11 protein-coding genes, 2 tRNA genes, 1 rRNA gene and 8 pseudogenes are annotated in these 26027 nt (G+C 44.8%); 7 read left to right on the top strand and 15 right to left on the bottom strand.

The genetic code is table 11. The features are described from left to right. Nucleotides 1–161: 161 nt before the first annotated feature. From JN178_RS01470 to JN178_RS01460, 3 genes are all read right to left on the bottom strand, one after another. A tRNA-Ile gene (locus JN178_RS01470) sits at nt 162–238 on the bottom strand. 44 nt (nt 239–282) lie between these two features. After that, nucleotides 283–358: transfer RNA gene (locus tag JN178_RS01465), tRNA-Ala, on the bottom strand. A 77-nt stretch (nt 359–435) separates the two neighbouring features. Continuing rightward, nucleotides 436–1962 (bottom strand): 16S ribosomal RNA (locus tag JN178_RS01460). Between the two features lie 531 nt (nt 1963–2493). Between JN178_RS01460 and JN178_RS20275 the strand changes: the two are divergent. Continuing rightward, a pseudogene (locus JN178_RS20275) lies at nt 2494–3645 on the top strand (iron-containing alcohol dehydrogenase). Between the two features lie 10 nt (nt 3646–3655). Here the strand turns inward: JN178_RS20275 and JN178_RS01450 are convergent. The 7 pseudogenes from JN178_RS01450 to JN178_RS01420 all read right to left on the bottom strand — a co-directional run bounded on the left by JN178_RS01450 (nt 3656) and on the right by JN178_RS01420 (nt 11250). Next, nucleotides 3656–4419 (bottom strand): annotated as a pseudogene (locus JN178_RS01450) (3-keto-disaccharide hydrolase). Nucleotides 4420–4494: 75 nt separating this feature from the next. Continuing rightward, nucleotides 4495–5111: pseudogene (locus tag JN178_RS01445) on the bottom strand (gluconate 2-dehydrogenase subunit 3 family protein). Then, nucleotides 5111–6794, bottom strand: a pseudogene (locus JN178_RS01440) (GMC oxidoreductase). Before JN178_RS01440 ends, JN178_RS01445 begins: the two co-directional pseudogenes overlap by 1 nt. Before the next feature lie 44 nt (nt 6795–6838). After that, nucleotides 6839–7761: pseudogene (locus JN178_RS01435) on the bottom strand (hydroxypyruvate isomerase family protein). Then, nucleotides 7754–8940: pseudogene (locus tag JN178_RS01430) on the bottom strand (MFS transporter). Before JN178_RS01430 ends, JN178_RS01435 begins: the two co-directional pseudogenes overlap by 8 nt. A 54-nt stretch (nt 8941–8994) precedes the next feature. After that, a pseudogene (locus tag JN178_RS01425) lies at nt 8995–10060 on the bottom strand (sugar phosphate isomerase/epimerase family protein). 36 nt (nt 10061–10096) lie between these two features. Beyond that, nucleotides 10097–11250: pseudogene (locus JN178_RS01420) on the bottom strand (Gfo/Idh/MocA family protein). A 298-nt stretch (nt 11251–11548) separates the two neighbouring features. Between JN178_RS01420 and JN178_RS01415 the strand changes: the two are divergent. The 3 genes from JN178_RS01415 (at nt 11549) to JN178_RS01405 (ending at nt 13924) form a co-directional block, all read left to right on the top strand. After that, nucleotides 11549–12556, top strand: coding sequence for a LacI family DNA-binding transcriptional regulator (locus tag JN178_RS01415; RefSeq protein ID WP_159628143.1), 1008 nt, complete (start codon nt 11549–11551; stop codon nt 12554–12556). Between the two features lie 43 nt (nt 12557–12599). Continuing rightward, nucleotides 12600–13517, top strand: a complete 918-nt coding sequence (locus tag JN178_RS01410) for a sugar phosphate isomerase/epimerase family protein (RefSeq protein WP_202263267.1) — start codon at nt 12600–12602, stop codon at nt 13515–13517. Nucleotides 13518–13600: 83 nt separating this feature from the next. Continuing rightward, nucleotides 13601–13924, top strand: coding sequence for a DUF3392 family protein (locus JN178_RS01405; protein ID WP_202263266.1), 324 nt, complete (start codon nt 13601–13603; stop codon nt 13922–13924). An 11-nt stretch (nt 13925–13935) separates the two neighbouring features. Here the strand turns inward: JN178_RS01405 and JN178_RS01400 are convergent, their stop codons facing one another. After that, nucleotides 13936–17787, bottom strand: coding sequence for an ATP-binding protein (locus JN178_RS01400; RefSeq protein ID WP_202263265.1), 3852 nt, complete (start codon nt 17785–17787; stop codon nt 13936–13938). 69 nt (nt 17788–17856) lie between these two features. Between JN178_RS01400 and JN178_RS01395 the strand changes: the two genes are divergently transcribed. Further along, nucleotides 17857–18012, top strand: a complete 156-nt coding sequence (locus JN178_RS01395; protein WP_202263264.1) for a hypothetical protein — start codon at nt 17857–17859, stop codon at nt 18010–18012. 3 nt (nt 18013–18015) lie between these two features. Here JN178_RS01395 and JN178_RS01390 read toward each other — a convergent pair whose 3' ends face one another. After that, a complete protein-coding gene (locus tag JN178_RS01390) occupies nt 18016–18519 on the bottom strand; it encodes an HAD family hydrolase (protein ID WP_202263263.1) in 504 nt (167 codons plus the stop codon). 291 nt (nt 18520–18810) lie between these two features. On the opposite strand from JN178_RS01390, the gene JN178_RS01385 reads away from it, so the two are divergent. After that, a complete protein-coding gene (locus JN178_RS01385; RefSeq protein WP_202263262.1) occupies nt 18811–19695 on the top strand; it encodes a DMT family transporter in 885 nt (294 codons plus the stop codon). 135 nt (nt 19696–19830) lie between these two features. Beyond that, complete coding sequence (locus JN178_RS01380) at nt 19831–21624, top strand: GGDEF domain-containing protein (RefSeq protein ID WP_202263261.1); 1794 nt, start codon at nt 19831–19833, stop codon at nt 21622–21624. A gap of 10 nt (nt 21625–21634) precedes the next feature. Here the strand turns inward: JN178_RS01380 and JN178_RS01375 are convergent, their stop codons facing one another. From JN178_RS01375 to JN178_RS01365, 3 genes are all read right to left on the bottom strand, one after another. Beyond that, entirely contained in the window at nt 21635–23878 is a 2244-nt protein-coding gene (locus JN178_RS01375) for an ATP-binding protein (RefSeq protein ID WP_202263260.1), read from the bottom strand. 73 nt (nt 23879–23951) lie between these two features. Continuing rightward, a complete protein-coding gene (locus JN178_RS01370; RefSeq protein WP_202263259.1) occupies nt 23952–25211 on the bottom strand; it encodes an acyltransferase family protein in 1260 nt (419 codons plus the stop codon). 45 nt (nt 25212–25256) lie between these two features. Further along, on the bottom strand, nt 25257–25856 hold the full coding sequence (locus JN178_RS01365) for a CIA30 family protein (protein WP_232369749.1): 600 nt from the start codon (nt 25854–25856) through the stop codon (nt 25257–25259). Nucleotides 25857–26027 lie beyond the last annotated feature (171 nt).

The raw sequence follows: 26027 nt of genomic DNA, 5'->3' as shown, positions 1-26027 counted from the left end.
GTTAAAGAACATTCGCAAAATGACGAATCATTTCACTTTAGAGTAAAAACCCTAATCAATGCTTACTGAAACAGTAAATATTCATTAGGATTTAAATTCCGTTTTGACACGTTTTTTGCCATCTATTTCTTGCTTATACAAGGTATAGCATAAGGAGAAAATGGTAGGCTTGGGCAGACTTGAACTGCCGACCTCACCCTTATCAGGGGTGCGCTCTAACCAGCTGAGCTACAAGCCTTCAGTCTATAACCTGAAGCTTTCAAGCTCAGATTTTCAAGTAGATGGTGGAGCTAAGCAGGATCGAACTGCTGACCTCCTGAATGCAAATCAGGCGCTCTCCCAGCTGAGCTATAGCCCCATAAACTTGTGTCGTTCTTCGTTTTAAACAAGACTATCTGTGTAGGCACTGCATCAAGGCGTCTTTCGACGTAATGGTAAGGAGGTGATCCAACCCCAGGTTCCCCTAGGGTTACCTTGTTACGACTTCACCCCAGTCATGAAACACAAAGTGGTAATCGTCCTCCCGAAGGTTAGACTAACTACTTCTTTTGCATCCCACTCCCATGGTGTGACGGGCGGTGTGTACAAGGCCCGGGAACGTATTCACCGCAGTATTCTGACCTGCGATTACTAGCGATTCCGACTTCATGGAGTCGAGTTGCAGACTCAATCCGGACTACGACATTCTTTAAGGGGTCCGCTCCACATCACTGTCTCGCTTCCCTCTGTAAATGCCATTGTAGCACGTGTGTAGCCCTACACGTAAGGGCCATGATGACTTGACGTCGTCCCCACCTTCCTCCGGTTTGTCACCGGCAGTCTCCTTAGAGTGCCCAACTTAATGCTGGCAACTAAGGACAAGGGTTGCGCTCGTTGCGGGACTTAACCCAACATCTCACGACACGAGCTGACGACAGCCATGCAGCACCTGTGTCAGAGTTCCCGAAGGCACCAATCTATCTCTAGAAAGTTCTCTGCATGTCAAGTGTAGGTAAGGTTCTTCGCGTTGCATCGAATTAAACCACATGCTCCACCGCTTGTGCGGGCCCCCGTCAATTCATTTGAGTTTTAACCTTGCGGCCGTACTCCCCGGGCGGTCTACTTAGCGCGTTAGCTTCGCTACGCACGATTTAAAATCACACACAGCTAGTAGACAGCGTTTACGGTGTGGACTACCAGGGTATCTAATCCTGTTCGCTACCCACACTTTCGCACATGAGCGTCAGTCTTTGGCCAGGGAGTCGCCTTCGCCACTGATGTTCCTCCAGATATCTACGCATTTCACCGCTACACCTGGAATTCCACTCCCTCTCCAAGACTCTAGTCTGCCAGTTCTAAATGACCATCCCAGGTTGAGCCCGGGGCTTTCACATCTAGCTTAACAAACCGCCTGCGTGCGCTTTACGCCCAGTAATTCCGATTAACGCTCGCACCCTCCGTATTACCGCGGCTGCTGGCACGGAGTTAGCCGGTGCTTCTTCTGTTGTTAACGTCACGGCTAGCAGGTATTAACTACTAACTTTTCCTCACAACTGAAAGTGCTTTACAACCCGAAGGCCTTCTTCACACGCGGCATGGCTGCATCAGGGTTTCCCCATTGTGCAATATTCCCCACTGCTGCCTCCCGTAGGAGTCTGGGCCGTGTCTCAGTCCCAGTGTGGCTGATCTTCCTCTCAGAACAGCTAGAGATCGTCGCCTTGGTGAGCCTTTACCTCACCAACTAGCTAATCTCACTTGGGCCTCTCTTTGCGCCGGAGCCGAAGCCCCGTTTGGTCCGAAGACATTATGCGGTATTAGCAGTCGTTTCCAACTGTTATCCCCTCGCAAAGGCAAGTTCCCAAGCATTACTCACCCGTCCGCCACTCGTCAGCGATTAGCAAGCTAATCCTGTTACCGTTCGACTTGCATGTGTTAGGCCTGCCGCCAGCGTTCAATCTGAGCCATGATCAAACTCTTCAATTAAATATATCGAAATATGAATCGTCGTTGTGACACTCTTAACGAGTGCCCACACAGATTGTCTTGTCTAAATTTTTAAAGAACATTCACTAGAAGCGTTTCTTAGTGACTCACCCTGTTCGAGTGAGGTGCGCATTATACGCTGGAAGTTTTCGTTGTCAACACTTTTTGAAAATTTATTTTCTGAAGCGTTACTTCTAAACTCCCGTCTTTACTGGCCTATGTAGGTAGTAGAGACTTACTTCTTAGGGGCAATTTGTTTTGCTTTCCTGTCGAAGCGGATGCGCATTTTAGGGATCTGAGCGCTCACGTCAACAAGTATTTTAAAAAGCCTTATTTTTCGATCGTTTGCGCAAACTATGAACAGATCGTTGTAAAAACGGGCTAATTCATACCGCTTTTACCCATCTATAAGTTCAGTTAATTGGTATCTGGCTACCCGTGCTTTAGATTAGATGCTATAGCTTTCTATTAACGAGCATTAAAACACGTAAATAAAGAAAGCATTTGTACAGTCTTTATAGTGAGGGCGCGATGAATATTTCTGAGTTTAAAACCGCAGGGAAACTTATTACTGGTTTAGGTGCTTTGAAAGCACTTAGTGATGAGATGGCACGACTATCGATAAATGCCTTTGCCATAATCACTGACAAAGGCGTATCTGCATCAGGTTTACTCGACCAAGTTTCTCCATTACTTTCAACCGCTGCCACTATAGTCATTGATGATATTCCTCCAGAACCTGAAATCACACGGTTATAGAGAACAAGCTTTCACTACTTAGAGAAAAACAAATAGATGGTGTTATTGCCTTAGGTGGTGGTAGTGCTATTGATAGCGCAAAGATATTAGCTGCTACTTATGATTACACCGGTAAGCTGTCAGATCTCTTCGGTGAAAATACGTTATCACGTCGTACCTTGCCACTTATCGCTATACCCACCACGGCAGGTACAGGCTCAGAAGTCACTAATATAGCAATACTATGTGACCCCAAATCGCAGATGAAAAAAAGGCATTGTGAGTCACTGCTTATTGCCAGACGTTGCCATTGTTGCACCGGAGATGACAAAAACCTGCCCCAAAGCTATAACCGCAGCCAGTGGAATAGATGCCTTTGTTCATGCATTAGAAGCCTATGTATCGGTTAATGCCACACCCATTACCGATGCGCTTGCTGAAAAAGCGTTAAAACTAATATACAACGCCTTGCCTCATGCCTATGCAAATGGCGAAAATTTATCAGCAAGGGAAGATATGGCCACCGGCAGTTTAATGGCAGGGCTTGCGTTTGGTAACGCAGGCGTAGGTGCGGTGCATGCGCTTGCGTATCCGTTAGGCGGACGTTTTCATTTATCTCATGGGATGAGTAATGCCGTTATGCTACCCCATGTATTAAAAGTGAATGCGCCTTTTTGTGCAGACAAACTGTATTGCGTAGCAAAGCAGTTGAAACTTTGCGATAGGCATCACACCAAAGACGAAGCAGTAAAGCTGTTACTCACCGCCGTTGAAAAGTTGTGTAGAGATGTGGATATTCCCCAATCGCTTACCCACTTTAATATACCAGAGGATTGTGTTGGTGAACTTGCCAGTGAGGCGAGTAAAGTTACTCGCCTACTGCGCAATAACCCAAAGCAGCTTAGCGTAGAGGAAATAGAGGATATTTACCGACACGCTTTTTAGCTTTGCATCATTACAACTCTCTCACCCATATGTTTTTAAAGCTTACATAGTTTCCGTGATCTTGAAGCTGTAGAGGTGCACAGCCATGTGCTTTGTATTTTGGCGCGCCTATCCACTCTGTTGTACCTTGTATTTCGGTATGGTTTTGTACCACCACGCCATTGTGGATAACGGTCACATAGCCCGGCGAACTTAAGCTCTCACCCTCAAAGCGCGGCGCTTTATAAATGATGTCGTAGGTTTGCCAATTGCCCGGAGCCTTCATGGCATTCACTAAAGGAATAGTTTGCTTGTATACACTTGCAGCCTGACCATTAGGGTAGGTTTTATTTTCAAACGAGTCTAACACTTGCACCTCGTAGCGCTGCTGAAGGAATATGCCACTATTATTACGCTGCTGACCTTCCATTCCTTCTTCCGGCATCGGTGCCATCCATTCAACATGTAGCTGAATATCGCAAAAGACGCTTTGGTCTTAATATCTCCCGCGCCGGGCTTTACCGTTAACACGCCATCTTGCATAGTCCAGTTTGCATCGCCGCCTTTTAGCGATTCCCACGCATTTAGGTTGTCACCTAGCAGCACGGTGGCATCTGAAGGTACGTTGTTAGCGTTAAATGACACCACTTCAGGTACAGGCTCCCACACTTCTGTTTTGGCTGCCTGTTGTTCTCGTGTAAGCCTGTCATCGTCAGACGCACATGCGGTCGTGGTCATTAATACTGTAAGCGGTGAAGAAAATAGTAATGCTTTTGCTACTGAGTGTTTGTTCATTATGTTTGCCTAATTTCGTGTAAGTTAATGATGCTAAGGTATGTGCAACATCTTGCTAAACGCCCGCAAGCTAAGTTATGTCGCCCACGCTTTATCACCCTTCTTATAAGGTAAAGCCCCGTCGTACTTACCCGGAATAGACACATAACGCAGTACTTTTGTAGCGCCTACTTGCGACGTGAAAAACAATACAAAGTTAATTGTTTTAGCAAAGTGAAGTAATGAGGTGTTGGCTCGTCGGTTCCTGGCTCCCATTGACTAGGCTTACCGGTTTCTACTCCTTGCCATACACCATTTGCCAGATTGGCTGCTTTCGCCTCTACATCGAGTTCAGTGAACAGGGTTTCACGCTGCTGAGCATCAAGTTGCAAAAATGCTTTTCCATATCGTGTTTGGCATAACTTTTCGATGGTTTTGATACCGTTTTGAAACGTTTTTTGCAGCAAAGGCGTATAACAGTCGGTTATTAATACTGCCATGGTCTCTCCCACATTCGCCGCTTTCGCCCCGGGCGTGTCTGTCTGTGGAATGATTACTTCGGCCATTTCATTAAAAAGCGTCACATCATTTTCAGAAAACAATGTTGCACTTAGCGGAACCGGCGTTAAATCTTTATACGCAAACGCACTGCCTGCAAACATGGCGGTGCCTGTTGCAGTAGCTATAAGTTTAAGTAGTGCTCTTCTTTCCATTACAAGTTACCTCGCTTAAGCTCTTCCACTGCAAAATCTGCAGCGCGCGCGGTTAATGCCATATAAGTAAGTGATGGGTTAACGCAACTACCCGACGTCATAGCGGCACCGTCTGTCACAAATACATTCGGGGCATCCCATACTTGATTGTGCGCGTTCAGTACTGACGTTTTCGGGTCACGTCCCATACGCGCTGTACCCATCTCGTGAATACCCATACCGGTGCATAATCGGCATCCCAACCTTGCACGTTTTTAAGGCCAGCCGCTTCGAACATATCAATAGCGTCTTGCTGCATATCCTTACGCATTTTGAGTTCGTTCTCTTTTATCTCTACATCCATAGCAAGAACTGGCATTCCCCATTTATCCGTCACTTTCTTGTTCAAATAAATGCGGTTGTCGTGGTGAGGTAGCATTTCACCAAAGGCAGTCATACCAATCGTCCACGAACTGGTTCACTGATGGCATCTTTAAGCCCAGCCCCAATACCCATCTCGGCAATATCTTTTCGCCACCCTGAACGACTGGCACTACCTTGATATCCGAACCCGCGTAAATAATCGCGCTTGTCATCTCCCCAATTTCTAAAACGAGGAACATAAAAACCGCTTGGACGTCGCCCATAGGTATACTTGTCGTCAAAGCCTTCTACGTCAGCAGATGCGCCAACTCTGAAATGGTGATCCATCACATTGTGACCTAACTCACCACTGCTGCTGCCAAGTCCGCCTTCCCATACATCGGTAGCAGAGTTCATCAATACCCAAGCAGAATTAAGGGCCGAAGCATTTACAAACACTATCTTGCTTTTTTGAACACATAGGTTTGGTTGGTCTCGGCGTCAATGATCTCCACACCCGTTGCGCGCTTTTTGTCTTTATCGAACAGGATCTCTTTTACAATAGAGAACGGACGAAGGGTTAAATTGCCTGTTTTCACCGCCGCAGGTAGTGTAGATGCTTGCGTACTGAAGTAGCCCCCAAACGGGCAACCCAGCCAACACTTATTGCGATATTGGCAATGCACACGCCCTTCTTCGGGTTTACCTTTGGTCATGTTTGAAGTACGGCCATGTAGAATGTGTCGGCTACCCTTGAACGCTTCTTTTACTCTTGCAGCAACGGTTTCTTCCACAATATTCATGGGCATAGGTGGTTGGTAAATACCGTCTGGCAGTACATCTAAGCCATCGCGGTTTCCACTGATCCCCGCGAACTTTTCTACATAGTCATACCACGGCGCCGGTCGTCGTAACGAATTGGCCAATCGACAGCGATACCTTCTTTAGCATTCGCCTCGAAGTCTTCTCTGTTGAGGCGATAACTTTGACGCCCCCATAAAAGTGAACGGCCGCCAACGTGATAACCACGATACCAGTCAAAACGCTTATCTTCCGTGTAGGGGTTATCTATCTCATTTGCCCACATTCCCAATGTTTTTCGTTAAGCGGATAGTCGCGCTTAAGCACTGGGTATTCCATTTTCATTTTCTGCGTAGGCAAGTCGCGATGGGGGTAATCCCAATCTTCTTTGTGTGCGTTTTTATAATCCTTTATATGCTCGATGTTTTGACCGCGTTCAAGCATTAACACCTTAAGGCCTTTTTCGGTAAGCTCTTTGGCAGCCCACCCGCCACTGATACCAGAGCCAATCACAATTGCATCGTATTCATTCGTTGCCATAACACATCCTTTATCGCTTAATTCGTCGCTGTGCCTGTTGCACGTTACACATCACAGATTTGGATCGCGTCTTTAAGCGATACAATTCTGCCGGCCTTGGTTTTAGGTGTGGGGATAAACTCTTGTGCCAAATAGCCCTTAAACCCTGTTTCAACTATGGCCCCGGCAATAGCTGGGTAATTCAGTTCTTGAGACGCATCTATTTCATGCCGACTGGTACGCCAGCGGTATGATAGTGGCCAAAATACTGATGGTTATCGCGGATAGTGCGAATGATATCGCCTTCGTTGATTTGCATGTGGTAGATATCGTAAAGCAGAGAAAAGTGCTTACTGTTAAGCCTTTTGCACAGCTCTATGCCCCATGCTGAGTTATCAGCCATGTAATCAGGGTGATCAATTTTGCTGTTAAACAGCTCCATAAATATCACCACACCGCGTTTTTCTGCGTGAGGCAATATGCGCTTTAAGCCGTTAACTGCATTTTCTAACCCTTGTTCCCGTGACATGCCTCTTGCATTACCGCTAAAACAAATAAGATTGGTGTAGCCCGCATCTGCCACTAGGTCGATATGCTTTAGATATCGAGACTCGAGTTCGTCATGTAACTCAGCATGAATAAACCCATCCTCTAGACTGATTTCGGCACCATTACACATAGATGAGTCGATGCCGTATTGTTTAAGCACTGGCCAATCTATAGGGCCAACTAAATCAATAGCACTAAAGCCTAGCGACTTAACGGTTTTGCAAAGCTCCTCGATTGACAAATCGCCGTAGGTCCAGCGACTTACCGAGTGGTTGACGTTACCTTTAAGTGCAGAAACCGCGGCATCATTATGACTGGCTCCGTTTTGAGATTGGTGTCCAACCGCAAAGCCCGGCATAGCAGCCAGTACGCCTGCCCCTGTCACCGCCATGCTTTGCAATAGCTTTCTGCGAATTTGATCGTGATTACTGCTATGCATCTGCGTTCACCTTTTCAGACTTAAACAGGATAGCGAACAGCACTAACACGACCGCGGCAAAGCCTGCAGGGAACAACCACACCTGCTGCCAGCTATGCGCACCGCTAGCTAATGTATAACTGTCGGTAATAGCACCTGCCACGGCGAAACCAACCAGCATACCTACGCCGTACGTGGCCAACGTAATTAGGCCCTGTGCTGCACTTTTTACTTTCTCGCCTGCTTTTGCATTTGTGTATATTTGTCCTGAAACAAAGAAGAAGTCGTAGCAAATACCGTGAAGTGCAATACCTGTGATTAGCATAAACAAGGCTTCATCGGCATTGCCAAACGCAAACAGCGCATAGCGAATAACCCATGCAGCCATTCCAATAACCAAGGTAGCTTTGATACCAAATCGATTCAGGAAAACAGGCAATGCCAACATGAACAAGACTTCTGAAACCTGCCCCAAGGTCATTTTACCCGTTGCGTTCTCTACACCTATTTCCGTTAAGAATGGATTGGCATTTTGGTAATAAAATGCCAATGGAATACAAATAAGAACTGAAGATAAGAAGAAAACCAAAAGTTTTTATCTTTTAACAATGCCAGCGCATCTAGTCCAAGCACATCGCGAAGGCCAACCGCTTTATCGCTACTTTGTGGTGGTGTATTCGGTAAGGTAAAGCTGAAAATACCCAACGCTAGTGAGGCAATACTGCACAGTAGGAAGGTGTTTTTGAGCATACCGTCGGCAATAGACTGCGCAGAATCCCATGAAAAGACATAGCTAATCATAAGCCCTGCCACAATCCAGCCGACAGTGCCCCACACACGAACTTTTCCAAATTGCTTTGATGGATCATTCATTTGCCCAAAAGACACAGAGTTCACCAACGCTAATGTAGGCATATAAGCAATCATATAAGCCAATACGTAAGGGTAAAAACTCGCAAAGTCGCTGGCTTGATACATAAAGTACATCAACGCTGCACCTACTAAATGCAACAAACCCAATATGCGTTCAGCATTGAAAAAACGGTCGGCAATTAAACCCACGATAAAGGGCGCAATAATAGCCCCCAACTTTGGGTGGAAAACGCCATACCAATTTGGCCTCCGTTGGCCTGAAGCGTGTTCGACAAATAAGTGCCTAGTGTTACAAACCAGCCCCCAAATGAAGAACTGCAAAAACATCATGATGCTTAGACGTAGGGTAATCATAATTATTATTTTCCTTATGCGCTTGGCTTAACGCGCTAGCCCCAAAATGCGTTTATTCTTTTCTTCGCTTACATCACCACCGGCAAAATCATCAAACGCATATTTACTTGGTTCGATAATATGCGACGCAATAAATGGCGCTCCTTCGGCCGCACCTTGTGCGCTGTCTTTTAAGCAGCATTCCCATTCAAGTACTGCCCAGCCACTAAAGCCATATTGGGTAAGCTTGCCAAAAATACCGTTGAAGTCGACCTGTCCGTCGCCTAGAGAGCGAAAGCGACCCGCTCTGTCTTGCCAGTCTTGATAGCCGCCATACACACCATTTCTACCATTGGGGTTAAATTCAGCGTCTTTGACATGGAACATCTTAATGCGGCTGTGGTAGCGATCGATAAAGTCCAGATAATCAAGCTGTTGTAGTACGAAATGACTCGGATCGACAGAATATTAGCGCGAGGGTGGTTATCTACCGCTTTTAGAAATTGTTCAAACGATGCACCGTCGTGTAGGTCTTCACCGGGGTGAATTTCGTAGCACACATCTACGCCTGCCTCATCAAAGGCATCTAATATTGGCTTCCAACGCTTAGCCAATTCGGCAAAACCTTGCTCCACCAAACCTGCGGGGCGCTGCGCCACGGGTACACCAAATGCCACATAAGCGCACCAGAAAAGGTGGCGTGAGCTTTAAGCCCTAATCGCTTACTGGCGATGGCAGCACATTTAAGCTGATTTATGGCCCATTCAGTGCGCTCTTGCGGCTTGCCGTGCAAGTGCTTAGGTGCAAAGTTATCGAAAAGCTCATCATAGGCAGGATGTACTGCCACTAACTGACCCTGAAGATGGGTAGACAGCTCGGTAATTTCCACGCCAGCTCTGCGGCATGTTTCAGCTACCTCGTCACAATACGCTTGGCTTTCGGCTGCCTTTTCTAAGTCGAATAGCTTTGGGTCGGTTGGTACTTGAATACCTTTATAGCCCAAAGAGGCTGCCCATTTGGCCATATTTTCTAACGTATCAAAGGGGCTACTGTCGCCCATAAACTGCGCTAGAAAAATAGCGGGGCCTTTAATCGCTTGTTGATTATTCGCCATGTGTGCACCCTTTATGGTTGTGGATATGCGTTTGCATTAGTTAGTGCCTTCGTCGCTGATAGACGTCCATTTTGTGTCGCTGCCACTGCTGGCAAGCATAGCGTCAATAAATACCATACCGCGTAAGCCCGAATTAATACCCGGCACGCCATCTGCTTTACCTTTTGATTGTTTCGAACTGCCTTAGCAAAATCGGTATACAAATTTGCCATTGCTTCTAAATAGCCTTCTGGGTGACCAGCTGGCACTCGGCAGCGAGATGACGCCTCGTCACAAAGCCCAACTTGACCTTGTCCCGCGCGAAATACCTGAAATGGCGCATCGGTAGGGCGGTATATCACCGAGTTAGGTTCCATTTGCCGCCACTCAAGTCCACCTTTATCGCCATACACGCGAATTTTTAGGGCGTTTTCTTCACCCGCACACACTTGCGAGGCAATCAATACTCCCGTTGCCCCACTTTTCGTTTTGATAAGCGCAGCACCATCGTCGTCTAAGCGTCGCCCTTCAACATGGGTGTATAGCTCGCCGCTTAATGCAGTAACAGGGTCGTTTAAAACAAATTCAACAAGACCAAAAGCATGTGTACCAATATCGCCCATGGCACCTGTTGCACCGGAAATAGCAGGGTCGGTTCGCCATTGCGCTTGCTTGTTATGGGTTTCTTCTTCACCCGATAGCCAACCTTGTGGGTACTCTACGTAGACCTTTCGAATATTACCTAGCATGCCACTGGTTACCATATGGCGCGCCTGCCATACCATTGGGTAACCCAAATAGGTATGCGCCAAACCGTATAGGCGGTTATTCGCGTAAATAACATCTTGCAACTCTTTGACTTCAGCGAAACTTACGCCGGCGGGCTTTTCACAAAACACATGAAAACCTGCATTAATCGCCGCAATAGAAATAGGTACGTGAAGGTTATTAGGTGTAACGATAACCACTACTTGCATGCGCTCGTCTTCAGGTAACGAAGACTCAGTTTGCAACATGGTTTGCCAATTGGCGTAACAACGCGAAGGGTTAACGTTTAATGCAGTGGCCGTTTTAACATTATTGTCTTCATTACGGCTAAATGCGCCACACACTAATTGATATTGCCCATCTAGCCCTGCCGCATGACGATGCACTGCGCCAATAAATGCGCCTTCACCGCCGCCGATCATTCCCATTCGAATTGGTTGCATTGCGTGATCCTCTGATCGATTTTGCATATTTCTCATGCTTTGATGCGTTAAAATGTAACCCGTTACATTTTGTTATGTCAACACGAAACGCATCATTTTATTAAACTATTATTTACAAATAACGCCATTTGACATGAGTAAAGCCCGTTAACTCGCTAGAAGTTACCGAAAAGATTAGCTGCATTTTACAAAAATAATACAAATAGCATTTGATATTGACGAAAATATGCGTATTCTTTTGATTAAATGAAAACGGTTACATTTAATCGCTAATCGCGATGTAGAACGATCAACGTAAATGGCAAATATAAGAGATGTAGCAGATAACGCCGGCGTATCTGTGGCAACAGTGTCGAGAACACTGCAACAACCTGAACGCGTGTCGCCAAAAACGCGCAGTAAAGTAATGGCAGCCGTGCAAGCTGTGGGTTACAAGCCGAACCTGATGGCCGTTAAATTCCGGTCTGGGAAAACGCATAATTTAGTGGTGTTAGTGCCAACAGTGGCAAATGTATTTTTTGCACGGGTAATTAGCGGCATGCAAGAAGCGGCTGCAGAGCTAGGTTATTCTATATTGCTGGCTAACACCTTGGGTAATAACGATATAGAAAACCACTACGCCAAAATGGTAAGCACGTCGCAAGCAGATGGGCTAATTCAACTTCGTGCGCACAACCCGTTTGACGCCAGCATGATAAACGACAACGGTTTACTTCCCATGGTGAATGCTTGTGAAGTGATTGATGATGGGCAGTATCCGGTGGTGAGTTTAGACAACCGTGCAGCGGCCAAAGCCATGACACAGCACTTAATATCACTTGGCCATAAACGCATTGCCATGATTAAAGGGCCCAATTCTAGCCCGTTAACTCAGGAGCGCTTGAACGGATACAAAGACGCGCTACGCGACGCGAATATCGACTTTGATGAAAGCCTGCTGCTGGATGGCGACTTTACACTTCAGGCAGGCTATAACGCGGGCGTAACCATTAGCGAACTTAATAACAGGCCAAGCGCTGTGTTTTGTGAAAATGACGAAACAGCTATTGGTGCCATGCAAGCCTTTAAGCAGGCTGATTTACACGTACCAAATGATATTTCGGTAGCAGGGTTTGATGACATTGCCTTTTCGGCCTTTGTTGACCCACCGTTAACGACCATTGCGCAACCCGCTGAAGAGTTTGGACGTACGGCAGTAACCCTATTGGTTGACTTACTTAACGGTAAAATTAGAAAAGCACCGAAAGTAATTATGCCATTTGAACTCATTGTAAGAGAGAGCACTGGCTCGGTATCAACACGTTAATTACTACCCCTGTAATCAGGTAATACAGCAAAAGGACAACGCCATGAACTTTATCAATGTTAGTAGCAAAGGCTCGAACTACGGCACGGCTTTAACACGTCGACAATTTATAAAGTATTCATCGGGCGCATTGGCAGCGCTGGGCACGCCCGCTGTATTAGCGCACAATCACAAAGGTAAAGATGCTATGCATGCACAACACACCAGTGCTGTTGGCTTACAGCTTTATACCCTGCGCGACATAATGAAAGTAAGCGTGCCTGCAACTCTTAAATTAGTAGCTGACATTGGTTACAAAGAAATGGAGTTTGCAGGGTATTTTGATCACAGTGCAAAACACATTAGGCAACTGTTAGACGACAACGGCTTACGCGCACCGTCGGCGCATATTATGTTAGACGCCTTTGACAACAACCTAAACCAAGTATTGGACGACGCCCAAACCGTAGGGCACAAATATTTGGTTGTGCCTTGGCTAAGTGAAGCGCAGCGCGGCACAGGTATTGCGCCCTATCAGGCATTAGCTGAAAAGCTGAATACAATAGGCGAAGCGTGCAATAAGGCAGGCATTACCCTTGCCTACCATAACCACGACTTTGAATTTGAAAACCGTGACGGCCAAATACCGCTAGATGTGCTTATTACCCAAACCGACCCGAATTTAGTTGCTATGGAACTAGATTTATACTGGACCGTTAAAGCAGGTAAGAACCCCGTAGACTATTTTAAAGCCTACCCGGGGCGCTTTAAGCTTTGGCATGTAAAAGATTTAGCCGAAGATGGCGGCTTTGCCGATGTGGGTAAAGGCACCATTAACTTTAAAGACATATTTGCACACGGTGAACTGGCAGGTATTGAGCACAAATTTGTAGAGCGCGACCACACCACCGACCGTATAGCCACAATAGAGCAAGGCTTTAAAGCGGTGAGCGCGCTAAATGCAGCCTTGGGTAAAGCCTAATAACGATTAAAAAGCGCTTTTGTGTAAAAACACAAGCAGGTACTATGCGGGGCTAACTAAGCAAACTTATAAAGCAGTATATTATGAGTGAATTGTTTAGCGCCCTTTCTCGCGCTTTAAACCCCTACTACACTGAAATGAGCATTATGCTAATGGCCACAATTTTGGTGGTATATGGCGATATTATTAACGGCCATGTAAAGCGCATATTAGCGCCCTACCATTTTGTTATTCGCGTTAGTTTGTTTGTAGTGCTGTGTGCATTTGGCTATGGCGCACTTACCCTGTACGGCGCACCCTTTTTGAAACACGTAATAGCCTACTTACCTTGGCAGTACCAAGGCGCAGGCTATGTCGCATCGTTTATGTTGATTGGCTTTTTGGCTGAGAGGCGTAGGTATATTTAGGCTTTCTTTGGCTAGGCCACTGTTTTCCTATACTGCTCAATGTACTTTTTAGGCGGTACCTTCATCACTTTTTTAAATGAAGTAGAGAAATAGGCGGCCGTTCCAAAGCCAACATCAAGGCATGTATCTAAAATTGAATGACCTTCAAGCAAAATAGGTATGGACTTTTCTATCCTGAAACGCGAAAGAAACTCACTAAAGTTATATTCAAATAATTCGGCTAGTCGCCGGTTTAAGCTTCGAGTGCTCATCAAAAGCTGCTCTGCCGCTTGGTCTCTGTTGAATTCTTCTCTATGGAAATTTTTCTCAAGCACAGCAATAAAATTGAGATAAAACGCCATATCTTTCTCGTTGTTTATCTCTGGAATTTCTAAACAACCAAATTTAAAGATTGGCTTGTTGCCGCCGTTCTCATCAATGCTTTGTGCATCACGTACCGACAAGAAGTGCGCGATCCTTAGCGATATCTCTTCGCTAGACGCTGGCTTTGCAAGAAAATAGTCTACCTTAACTTCTAGTGCCGCTTTTTCTAATTGAGGGTCTGTTTTTGCCGATAACATTATCACCGGGATATTACTATGGCTTGCGTGTGCTCTTATTTCACTCGTAAGCGTTAAGCCGTCCATCTTCGGCATAATTTGGTCTGTTACAACCAAGTCCACCAAGAAACGTTGCATCACATCCAATGCTTGCTCACCATTACCGGCAACCAAACAGCGATAATTTGTTGACAGCAAATCAAACATATACGTTCTAAACTCTCGGCTGTCGTCAACTATCAACAGCGTCTTCTGACTAGTAGTTTCACCTTTCAGCTCAAGCTGAGCTGCTTCAGTATTTACAAACTCAATGTCATCTACGGGTAGCCTTACTGTAAATTTGCTGCCTTCACCAGGTTTACTCTCAACATCAATCTTCCCTTGGTTAAGCTCAGTTAAATTTTTGACAATTGATAAGCCTATCCCTTGCCCTTCTTCTTGTGTTTCACCCCGTGTAAATCTCTCGAACACTTTTCCAAGTAAACGTGCATCCATCCCTATGCCATCATCTGAAACAATAATCTTTAATACTTTTTTGTCGATAGAAACTATGACTCGAATATTGCCATATTCGCTTGTGTACTTGATGGCATTCTGAAGCAAGTTCGTTATGATCTTCTCTAAGCTATCGTTGATGAGGGAAATATACCTCGTCCCTTTAACCTTAACTTCGAGATTTTGCCGCTTTTGTTTTGCTAAAGGCTCAAGTGAGTTAATAATAAATCGAATATGTTCAACCGAGTAAGTTTTGTAATAGTCTGATGGGCTTGATGCGCGAGGTATATCATTTCTCATTTGTTCGATAAGTTGCTCTACCCTTCGCATATTCTCTTTTATTAAAATAAACTCTTTGTTTTCCTCACCCTTTTCATTTGATAATTGCTCTAGAGACCCTTTGATTACCTGAATAGGCGTACGTAAATCGTGCGTAATTTCACTGATTTGACGTTCTTTGCTTCGAAGCATTTTTTCAAACTTTGACTGTCCGTCTGTAATTTCGAATCGAGTAAGATTGGTGTAGAGATTGGTAGACTTGAATTTTTCTATTAAGCCATTTAGAAAACCAAATTTAAACAACATGACAATTGTCGTAAGAATCGAGAAATATAAACTATAGCTTACTGGTGAGGCCCATAATGGCTGAGCTACGGTAAATTTAAGGGTTGTAACAGGCCCACTATTATCAGGCGAGAACACTCGAGCTTTTATTATGTGTTCTCCAAAATCAAGATCACTCAATGAGACCTTCATAATAGGACTGCTGTGAAGCATCCATCCTTCACTATCTAGCTGTAGCTCCAATTTTTGTGACAAGTGTTTGATAAAGCTATTCGTAGCGAAGTTAAATGTAACCTCCTCTAAAGTGCTAGAAAACTCGAGGGAGGTTTCTCTGGGGAAAAAGCGTTGCTGTATATCACCTTCCTCAACCCAATGCACAGAAGTTAGTACAGCACTAGCAGGGCTGCTTTTTTCTTTGTTAAGTTCGACAAGGGCACGCGTTTCATCTATGAGATAAGAGTATTTGTCCCCTTTCACGAGAAGCTGGTCACCAACTACACTAAAACTCTTATACTCAAAATCAGTATCAAAGATTCCGTGGGAGCTTCCTAATTTAAAGATGCTTTGAGACTTAGCCTCAAAAGCATATAGTCCCATATTAGTTGCCAGCCAAATGTTCTTGCTGGAAGTGACTACTGCATCTCTTATAAACCTTAGTCCGTCGATATGAAACTCTTCTGGGCTTTCAACTTCCCCTGTATCCTTCCTTATTTTTCTTATACCAGCGCCAGATGTACATAGTAAAAATGCATCCGATACTTCAATCAAACATTGAACTCCAGTCCATCTTCCAACGCTTGATCGAATTGTTCTCCAACTATGCTTTGAAAGCTGAAAATGGATATTGTCATACACATCAAACGAAGCGAGTTCACCACTTGAAAGTAATATGGATTCAACAACCAAACGCGGAGCTTGAAGCCGGTCCTCTAATTTGGAGCCTCTTACAAGGAAGTAGCTTGCTTCCATTCCGTTATCTGAATACAAGTAGAAACTGTCATCAGTAACGTCCACGACATGTTTGAATACATCTTTACACTGAAGAGGAAATACTTCTCCAATAGACATAGTGAAGACTTTTCGAGGGAGCATTTCACAGTGAGAATACTCAGAATCAAGACTAGATGGAGTCAACGCTCCAGTGACAACGTTTAACTGATAAAACTGCTTGTCCGTAGATACATAAACGCTTTCATCTACCGTGACGACTTGATTGATATTACTGCGCAGCACTACCTCACCGTCTGAGATAAGATTTATAGCTCTAGTTGCTTGGGATAAGGCTATGAGCCCAAGTTGTGAAGAGGCTATCAGTAGCGTGTCTTGAGGACCCTGAATAATCCTAGTGACTGTCCTAACTGTTTCCGAACCCAGTACGGGATTCAAAAATTTGGGGCGAATAAGTCGGCCTTGCTCTAGTTTAAATACTGTCCCATCAGACACCCAAACTTCATTGTTATCAGTAATCCATACATCTTGTATAAATGTCCCTTTTACGCCAGAAGATCTCGCAAAATATACGCTACTAGTCGCTTTATCAACAACATATAGCCCTTCTGGACCGCCCACATATATCGAACGCCCACCATCTTTCACAAACGTAATACTGCTTAATAAAGGGAAATCTGATGCGACTTCTTTTTCCTGGATTGTATTAGAATCATTTGAAAGCTTAATTAGTCCATCCCGAACGGCTATCCATGTGCCACTGCTAGTAGAGTCAATTGAGTATGCTTCTACTACACCAAGGCGGACGAGATGTTCGCTGAGAGCTTTAATATTTCCCGAGTATCTATCTAGAACAATTACTTCGTCTATGAGGGATAAAAAGTAATGCTCCTTAGAAGAGTTGACTGTCCAAACAGACGTGGCCCACTCAAACTCCGAAAAGACTTGTTCTGAGTGCTTTGTTTTCAAATTTAATTTGAAAAGACCAACGCCATATTCGACTATCCACAGGTCGTCACCATCGAGGTGTATATCAGATATAATTCCTGTGAGCGTACCGGCCTTGCTATACGTTATTCTTTGAGACTGAGCACCCACTATTTCAAAGACACCGTTTTCTGCAGCCACAAAAACAATATCACCTCTAACTTCGATATCTCTTATCACACCAGACGGGATACCAGCGAAGCTTGTTCGTCCTTCTAGACTTGCCCCGATGCCGTGGCTCAAATTCGGAAAAAAGAAAGAGAAAAATAGTATTAATGGGACACTTAGCCGCCATTGATTACATAAATTAGAGAGTGTCCTTGTTCGCATGCTCATCATCCTTAACGCACATTTAATCTCCAATTGCTCTAAGAGCTAAAATAATTAATGGAGAAAACTATGAATATCGAACAAAAATCAATCATGCAAGAACTTAACGAAGAAGACTATACTAAAGTATATGGTGGAATTAGTGCCGACGCTGTGTGCCCTGATTACCTATCAATCTTGCCTGTTGGCCCAATTAGGCCAAAGAAACCGGAAACAGATAGGTAAACTCTAAACCAACAACCACTTCATCCCAGCATTCTCGGCGGCTTGCTGGTCATAAATAAAGTCGCCTACATACAGGCAGTCTTCCGGTTGAAGCTGCCATGTATCCGCTACCATTAACAGCGCTGTTGGGTCCGGTTTGGCAGGGGCGTCTTCGCGGGTTAATACGTAGTCTATGGGTATATTGTTATTGGCAAGCTTAATGGCGGTGGCTTCTCGGCAGTTGCGGGTCACTATGGCCATGGGCAAGTTGTGAGCCTGCGCCTTTTCTACCATCTTCTTACCAATAGCTAGCCATTTGGCGTTTTGCGCATCGTCTAGTTCGTGCTGCAAAATGGTGTTGTGGGCGTGGGCTTTGGTTTTTTCGCACGTAATAGCATCTACAAAGGTAAGAATATCTTCGTGTTGCGGGCAGCCTATGTCGGCGCGCATCTTCGTGAAATTCAGGCTCGACTCTACTAACGTACCGTCTAAGTCGAAAATTACCCCTTTAATACCTTCTAGGTTCATGCCCTGCCCTTTATTTACTTAATAATGCCGTTTTGCTTGTGCGCTTATTGCTTCGCGTCTAGTTACCCTTTGCAATGTGTCACACTGTGCCAGTTTCCGTTTTGTTTAAACAGTTACGTTTACATTAAATGTTTTATCGGCACTGTTTGTATTTAAGTTGTATTTAAGGTTGCCACCTTGGCGCCTATCTTTTGTTTTTGTGCTTTTGTGGCAACAAATTAAGTTTACCGCAACAAGGGCTTGCATTAGCATAGCCGCTCTTTTTCTTGCATGCTTTTTTTCAGGTGTTTAATGGGTGTTTTTGCTGCGCTAGGTACAGCGCTTTGTTGGGCTATTGCTGCACGATTATTTCGCGGTACAGGCAATGCGTTTTCCCCGCTTACCATGAACTTTTGGAAAGGCCTTATCTCCATTGCTATTTTGGCGGTGGTACTCGTATTTGTTCAGCCAACAGGCTTAACCACTCACACTATTTTATGGCTGTTGCTAAGTGGCCTTATTGGCATTGGTATTGGCGACACCTGTTTTTTTAAAGCCTTACAAAGCATTGGCGACAGCCAAGCAGTACTGGTGGCCGAAACCCTCGCACCGCTTTTTACCGCGCTATTCGCCATGGCCTTTATTGGCGAATGGATAACCTGGCAGCAATGGGTTGGCGTGGCGGTAGTGCTATTGTCTGTCGATATGGTAATTAAAGCACGCAAACGCAGCACTACCCACGTGTTTGCCACCAGCGGCTATTTGTATGGGGTTGGCGCCGCGCTATGTCAGGCCGTAGGCGCGGTAGTAAGCCGTGATATTTTAAGCTCAGGTGAAGTAGATGCTGCCAGTGCCGCCTTTTTGCGTTTAATTGGCGGTATGTTTTTTGTGGTGCCTTTTATTGCCTTTACCAAAACCAAGTACATGCCAAGTATTGAAAAAGGCTCGCGCGTTTGGCCAGCCTTTATTATGGCCACCTTATTGGGTACGACTGCCGCTATTTACCTGCAAATGTTCGCGTTTGCCTATGCCAAGGCAGCTGTGGTGCAAACGCTTATTGCAACTAGTGCGCTAATGTCGCTGGGCGTGGCATGGGCTTTGGGCGAAAAAGCCACCAAAGCCACTGTGGCATGGTCGGCTATCGCACTAATTGGTGTGGCTATTTTGGTAAGTTTTGGCGCTCCCACTACGCATTAAAACAGGTATTGCCGGCAACACCTGTGCTAGTACTATTCATAATTCGTCACAAAATAGCGTCAACTTTTCTAGTACAAAAGTAGTAGTTGCGGCGTCAAATCGTTATGATGAAGAAAAAATAAAAACGTTTTCTTCATGCGAAATATAGTTAGCTTATTGCTCTGGGCTCTTGTTATTGGCCTTTCTTCTTTGGCGCAGCGTGCTGTCGCCGCCGATAATGTCGATGCCGTTATTCAGAAAATGCAAACCCCGTCGTGGGACTGCCCAGCACCGGCATTATTGCCCGAGCTTAATGCCACATTACAGCTAGATACTTTGTCTACCCAGCAACGCTTTGCCCTGTCAGCGGCTAAGGGACAGTTTTTAATATGTGAAGGTAAGCTATCAGAAGCGCTTAAATTGCTTGATGGCATTACTGCTCAAAACAATATTGATAAAAGCTCGTACGCGTATGCCTCTGCTATTTATCAAATTGGGTTTATTTATGATATGCGCGAGCACCCCAATCGCTGTGGGTACTACACTACGGCGCAAGAAATATCGTCACCTACCCAACACAGTGATATTTTCACCAGTGCATCGCTGGGGCTTATTACCTACTGCTCTGAAAATGCCGATGAAGCAGAACGTCTCAGCAAAATGTTTAACGTATTACAGCGCTATTCTGACGATGGCAGCCCTGCTGAACTTGCGCACATTCATAACTCGATTGGGCTGTTGTATGGCAACCTTGAACAGCACGCGCTTGCTGCTGAACAGTATTTAAAAGCCCATGAAATGGGCCTGAAAGTATATAAAGGCAGTAATAAACTCAGTATTCTAATTAGCGCTATCGTGTCATTACTGGCCAGCGGCCAAACCGATGAAGCGTACCAACGTATTTTGGAATATGGCACTATTAATAGCGAAGTGAATACGCCACTTACTAACTATCACTATCAATATGCGCTGTCGTATTACTACCGTAAAACCAAAAATTACAATCAGCTGGCGTACACGCTTCCCGACTTTGAAAAAGCCGTTTCTGGTATTTCTAGTTCACTGGCCACACTGTTTTACAACTGGCACAAAACCGAAGTGTGTTTGTTTAATAACGACTTAGAATGTGTGCAGCAGTATGTCGACAGTTTTGCAGAAAACGACACCTTCGTGCCTGCCAACTTTAGAAGCAACCTTGACTATTTAAGCTTTAATTTGGCGATGTATATTGCGCTGGGTGACTTAGAAAATGCGAAAAAGGCTAACCAACTTTTTGCGGCTGAAGCGGAAAAACGCAGGGTCACTAATCAAGATTCTGCGCGTATACTCAGCGCCGCGAACCTACGAAACCGAATTTACGATTTAGAGTCTGAAATAGAAGCGGCTGAACGGCTACGCCAAAATACCTTGATAGCCGCCATTGCTGTATTCGGACTTATTGCACTAATTGCTGGCTATGTAATGCGCAAAAAGCACCTTGCCAGTAAAGCAATCGACCCTGTTACTCAACTGCTTAATGCTAATACGGCTATTAGCCGCATAAACAGTCTTGATGCACCAAAGGGTGGTCGCGCCATTGCTATTGCTATATTCGATATTAGTAACTTGCGCGAAATCACCGGCAAACTGGGGGCAACGCAAAGTGATGCTGTATTAAGACAAATTGCCCAAACCCTGCAAAACAGTACTCGTGGCAATGATATTTTAGGTCGCTTCGGCACAGAGCAATTTATTTTGTGCTTGCGCAATATTGAAGAGCGTAGCGCTCGTTCATTCTTCGAGCGTATGCAAACGGCACTGGATAGTACCTTCGATAGTCATGTCAGCGACGAACACGTTAGCGTCGACTCCAATATGAGCATTTTTATTGCGCACGAGAAAATTTCAGATTTAAATAATATTCTGGATGAATTGGTAATGTCTATTGATATGAGTGGTCGCACCGCTTAGTGCAATTGAGTTAGGTGCTGAACTTGTCTAAGTACTTATAGAGTGTATTCATTTCTATTGGCTTTCCGATGTGAGCGCTAAAGCCTACATTAAAAAAGCGCTCAACATCGGACCCCATTGCATCGGCAGTGAGCGCAATAACCGTAAGATCTTTGTGTATTTGCTTTATAAGTGTACATGCTTCTACGCCGTCCATTACCGGCATTTGAATGTCCATTAACACCAGATCAAACTGCCCATTACGGATAGCATTTACGGCCAATTCACCATTTTCAACAACTGAAACAGTAGCCTTTGTGGGTTCAAGCATCGACTCTATTACAGCGCGGTTAATCGCATTATCTTCTGCTACCAAAATACGCATACCTTCTAAGTCTGGAGCTTGCGTAAGCTCGGTATTATTCGCGATCACTTCAGCTCGCAATAACGGCAACGATACCGTTATGGTTGTCCCTTCTCCTTCGTGACTACTTATTTGAATATCGCCGCCCATCATTCTTACTAAATTAAGCGTGATCGACATCCCCAGCCCTGTACCACCAAATCGCCGTGTTGTGGAACTATCAGCCTGCGTAAAGCGCTCAAACAAGCTACGCTGTGCTTCGTCGCTCATGCCTATGCCGGTATCAATTACGGTTAACGTTAAAACGTCATCGTGCTGATTATCCTCGGCATCACACGCTAGGCGAACTACAACCCGGCCTTTTTCCGTAAACTTTACCGCGTTCGACACTAGATTAAGTACAATTTGGCGAGTGCGTACTGGGTCGCCTAACCAACCATCTTCAAAGGTGTCATCTGCTTCTATTGCCAGTTCAATTCTCTTTTGACGAGCATCCTTTGTCATATCTGAAACTACCGAATCTACCACTGCATACATGGAAAACGGATGCGCCTCTAACGAAAGCTTATTGGCTTCTATTTTTGAATAATCAAGAATGTCGTTAATAATGGTTAATAAGGTATTCGCTGAGTAAATAGCTTTACTCACCAAACCACGCGTTTTGGCCTCGCCGGTTGTCCGCTCTAGAACTTGCAATGTACCAAGCACACCGTTCATGGGCGTTCTTATTTCATGGCTCATGTTGGCAAGAAACTCGCTTTTCGATTTATTGGCACTGTCGGCCTGCGCTAACGCGAGCCTTAATACCTTATTATTCGCCCGAGATTTGAGAATAATGTAGATGGTCATCATCATGATTATTCCCATAAAGGCACACGCGATAAGCAATACTGATTCTAATGAAAATACCGCTGGGTCTTCATTTACAATTTCAGCGTCATCAGGTAACGCTGATGCATCAATATTCCACTTATCAAGCTGCTGAGCGTTAAACTGTAAGCGAATAGCGGCATTGTCTGATTGCGAAAACTCACTCCCTCGTGCAATATCAATTGCCATATCGGCCAAGCGCTCTGGCACAACAACCGCGCCCCCCGCGTATCTATCCACATTGTGCGCAAAGATAGTAAACACTGGGTGCTCTTGCTGTGATACAAGGTAGTCGTGCACTGCTTTCCAGCGTCGCTCGTAATATTTGTAGTTAATATAAATAATCGGCGTGCCGGGCGCGCTTTGTTTAAGTTTAAATAGTGTTTCAGTTGGCGCTTGCAATGGGTTTAAGTAATGCACGGTTACGCCTTGTGGAGCACTATTTAAAAACTTGTTCACAAGGTTCACATCAACCGTCATTTCTCGTGAACCATAAACAAACAATATTTCTTTCGTTTCTGGCAAACTGGTCATTATCTGCCTGAACGATGATTTTGGATCGTAGTCTGACGGCACTAATGTGCCCTTTTTAGGCTTCCAATCAATATGCAGAAAATAGCGATTACTAAATGGCAACAGGTCAGGGTTACTGTCTATAAATACGCTAGCATGCCGGCCTATGGCAACAATACGACGGATATCAACGTCATTTTCGGTTTTCAACAGGCTTTGTATTTGATAGTGAAAGTTATCGATGACTGTTTGTTTTACGTCTTCGCCCAAGGTATCAACGGCGTCGGCGTAATAAGGCGGCACGGTAAGTACCAGCACATCTTCGTGATCGGCAATGCCATTCATTAGCCGATACATCAATCGCACTTCAAAGTCAGATTCGTTGAAGGAATTAACGACTATGACACTGTACGATTTCTTTGGCGTTGATTGCGCGACAGCATTCTCAGCGCCCATAAGCAATGAAAAGAAGCAGACTAATGAAAAGAGTAATGGCACCGCAATGGCGCGAAAACCAAAAACATTCATTCGAAAGAAATTAGCTCTACGAAAAGTGATGTAATTTTCTCAGTGTAGCCTACCTTTAACTAAATTTGCGCTATTAATTTTGTACGGGCAATTTTTGACTCATTGATGGGGAGCTTTTCTGAAAAATGGTACCTGTAAGCACCCGCCCAATTAGCGTTGTGCGAACTAACAGGGCGTAAGTCACAAGTGCAAAGCAAAGGGTCACAGCACATATACTGAACCATTTTACCGCCCAGTGTAGCGGCAACTCAGCCACGGCAACTTGTAACCCCACCACAATGGGTAAGTGAATAAGATAAATCCAATACGATGCATCGGCCACATAACGCACCCACGCACGCTTTTTAGAAAACAGCTTTTTGCACATTGCTATCGCCAATGGCACCAGCGCCCACATTACCAATGCGTAGCAAATACAAAACACCATTTTAAGTTGAATGAAATACGGGTGCCCTTTTTGCATTTCATATGGGGTAAGTGCAACAGCAGTAATAAGTGCCACCGCGCCAATACACACTTTTACCACCGTCATTTTGGTAAAGATAGTAAACGCTTGTAGGTTACCGTAAAGCACATAGCCAAGTGAAAACCAACCGAAATACAGCAAAAATACAGGCCAATGTATATATAGCGATTTGTCAGGTGTATCTATTCCCCACCCTTGCATAAACCAAACGCTTAACGCAGTGGGAAGAATAAAAACTAAGCCTCTTGTTATCGGCACCAAGATTAGCCGAAGGGGTTGCGTGTTATCTTTATTGAATTCAGGCCAACACCATGAAACCAGTTTTGCTCCTAAACGCGCACTATTAATGTTTGCCTTGTTAAGCGTAAAGCGTATCGCCATAAAACTGGCCGTAATCAACAGCAAGTAGTACAAAAACCAAAGGTGAGTGCCCACTAAAAAACCACTGGGAAGTGCGTTAAACGTATCTAGGCCCTGCAAAAAAGCAAATGCAATATCAACCTCGCCTTGCATACTTTGCCCACCGGCTACCCACCCGCTTACAATAAGTGGGCGAAGTATGAACCAGCCAACTATCAGCGGCAGCGCTAACTTAATTGCGCGAGACTTAACAAAGGTTGCAATGTGACTTCGCTGAAGACTCATACAGGTAAAATAGCCTGCAATAAGAAAGAATAGCGGCATACGAAACGTATGGCTCACAAATACAAAAACAGCCACAGCATAGCTTGTTGAAATATCCATCACAGCCCACCCAATAAAAATGGGCATAAAAGACAGGCTAGCGTGAAAGATAACACCGAGCAGCAGCGCGATGCTGCGCACCGCGTCTAAATAGTAAAGTCGTTGATGTTGTCCGTTTTCCATTAGGTGTGTTTACCTTGTTGTTCGCGTTGCGTTTACCGTGCGGCTTTAATAAAAACCAACATCATCCACTTCAAAATTGAAGGCAGCTCTTTGCATGCTATAGGCAACTATGCTTAAGCTATTAAGCGTGTGCGGGTCAAGAGCTGTTTGCTCAGACCACGTGCGCTTCATTGCACTAAACGGCACGTGCACTTCATGGAAATCGCCATCAGCTTTAACCACAATAGGGGCCGCATGGTAGTCAAAGTTGTTAACCAGCGTACTGTTTGCAGAAAGACTTACATTGCCACTTGTTACTTTAATTAAAAGCCTTATGCCTGTATGCGCACTCGCATCGAAAGGCTCGCCCATTGCGCTTAGTGGAATAACGGTACTTGCCCAACCGGGTTGACCTCTTGGCGGTGTAATGTCGCCTTCTACGCGCAAGATACCGTTTGAAATTAACTTCGTGGTTGTTGTGCTACCTCCTGCCAACGTGTCATCAAGAAATTGTCTATCAAACCCTGTTGATGCAACACTACTATCAGAAAAATCATCTATTGTGGTGTTAAGTTGATTTTCTGCTTGTGCGCATGGCGTCGCTAACAACACACTTACTGCACCTGCCATCACTAGCTGTGTAAAAGCCTTAAATGATAATGTCATCACGGTAACTATCCTCTTTTGCGGATCTATTAAACTGTTTTGAAGTTAAACATGTCCCAATTGAGAAAGCGGATGCTATCTACATGGGCTTGTTTAATAAGTGCCGCACTAAAAGAAATAGGTGACAGAGAAAAGTATATTTTTTTGAAAAATAATTGCTGCGGGCGCAAT

Source organism: Alteromonas sp. KC3, from assembly GCF_016756315.1.
Taxonomy (GTDB): Bacteria; Pseudomonadota; Gammaproteobacteria; order Enterobacterales; family Alteromonadaceae; genus Alteromonas.
Note: the sequence above shows the minus strand (reverse complement) of the source record. Positions and strands in the feature narration are given on the sequence as shown.

Excerpts from the sequence above, each read along its gene's own strand:
- JN178_RS01405 (WP_202263266.1), top strand. The coding sequence starts at position 13,601 with ATGAGTGAATTGTTTAGCGCCCTTTCTCGCGCTTTAAACCCCTACTAC.
- JN178_RS01380 (WP_202263261.1), top strand. The coding sequence starts at position 19,831 with ATGCGAAATATAGTTAGCTTATTGCTCTGGGCTCTTGTTATTGGCCTT.
- JN178_RS01370 (WP_202263259.1), bottom strand. The coding sequence starts at position 25,211 with ATGGAAAACGGACAACATCAACGACTTTACTATTTAGACGCGGTGCGC.
- JN178_RS01385 (WP_202263262.1), top strand. The coding sequence starts at position 18,811 with ATGGGTGTTTTTGCTGCGCTAGGTACAGCGCTTTGTTGGGCTATTGCT.
- JN178_RS01410 (WP_202263267.1), top strand. The coding sequence starts at position 12,600 with ATGAACTTTATCAATGTTAGTAGCAAAGGCTCGAACTACGGCACGGCT.
- JN178_RS01400 (WP_202263265.1), bottom strand. The coding sequence starts at position 17,787 with ATGCGAACAAGGACACTCTCTAATTTATGTAATCAATGGCGGCTAAGT.
- JN178_RS01390 (WP_202263263.1), bottom strand. The coding sequence starts at position 18,519 with ATGAACCTAGAAGGTATTAAAGGGGTAATTTTCGACTTAGACGGTACG.
- JN178_RS01375 (WP_202263260.1), bottom strand. The coding sequence starts at position 23,878 with ATGAATGTTTTTGGTTTTCGCGCCATTGCGGTGCCATTACTCTTTTCA.
- JN178_RS01395 (WP_202263264.1), top strand. The coding sequence starts at position 17,857 with ATGAATATCGAACAAAAATCAATCATGCAAGAACTTAACGAAGAAGAC.
- JN178_RS01415 (WP_159628143.1), top strand. The coding sequence starts at position 11,549 with ATGGCAAATATAAGAGATGTAGCAGATAACGCCGGCGTATCTGTGGCA.
- JN178_RS01365 (WP_232369749.1), bottom strand. The coding sequence starts at position 25,856 with ATGACATTATCATTTAAGGCTTTTACACAGCTAGTGATGGCAGGTGCA.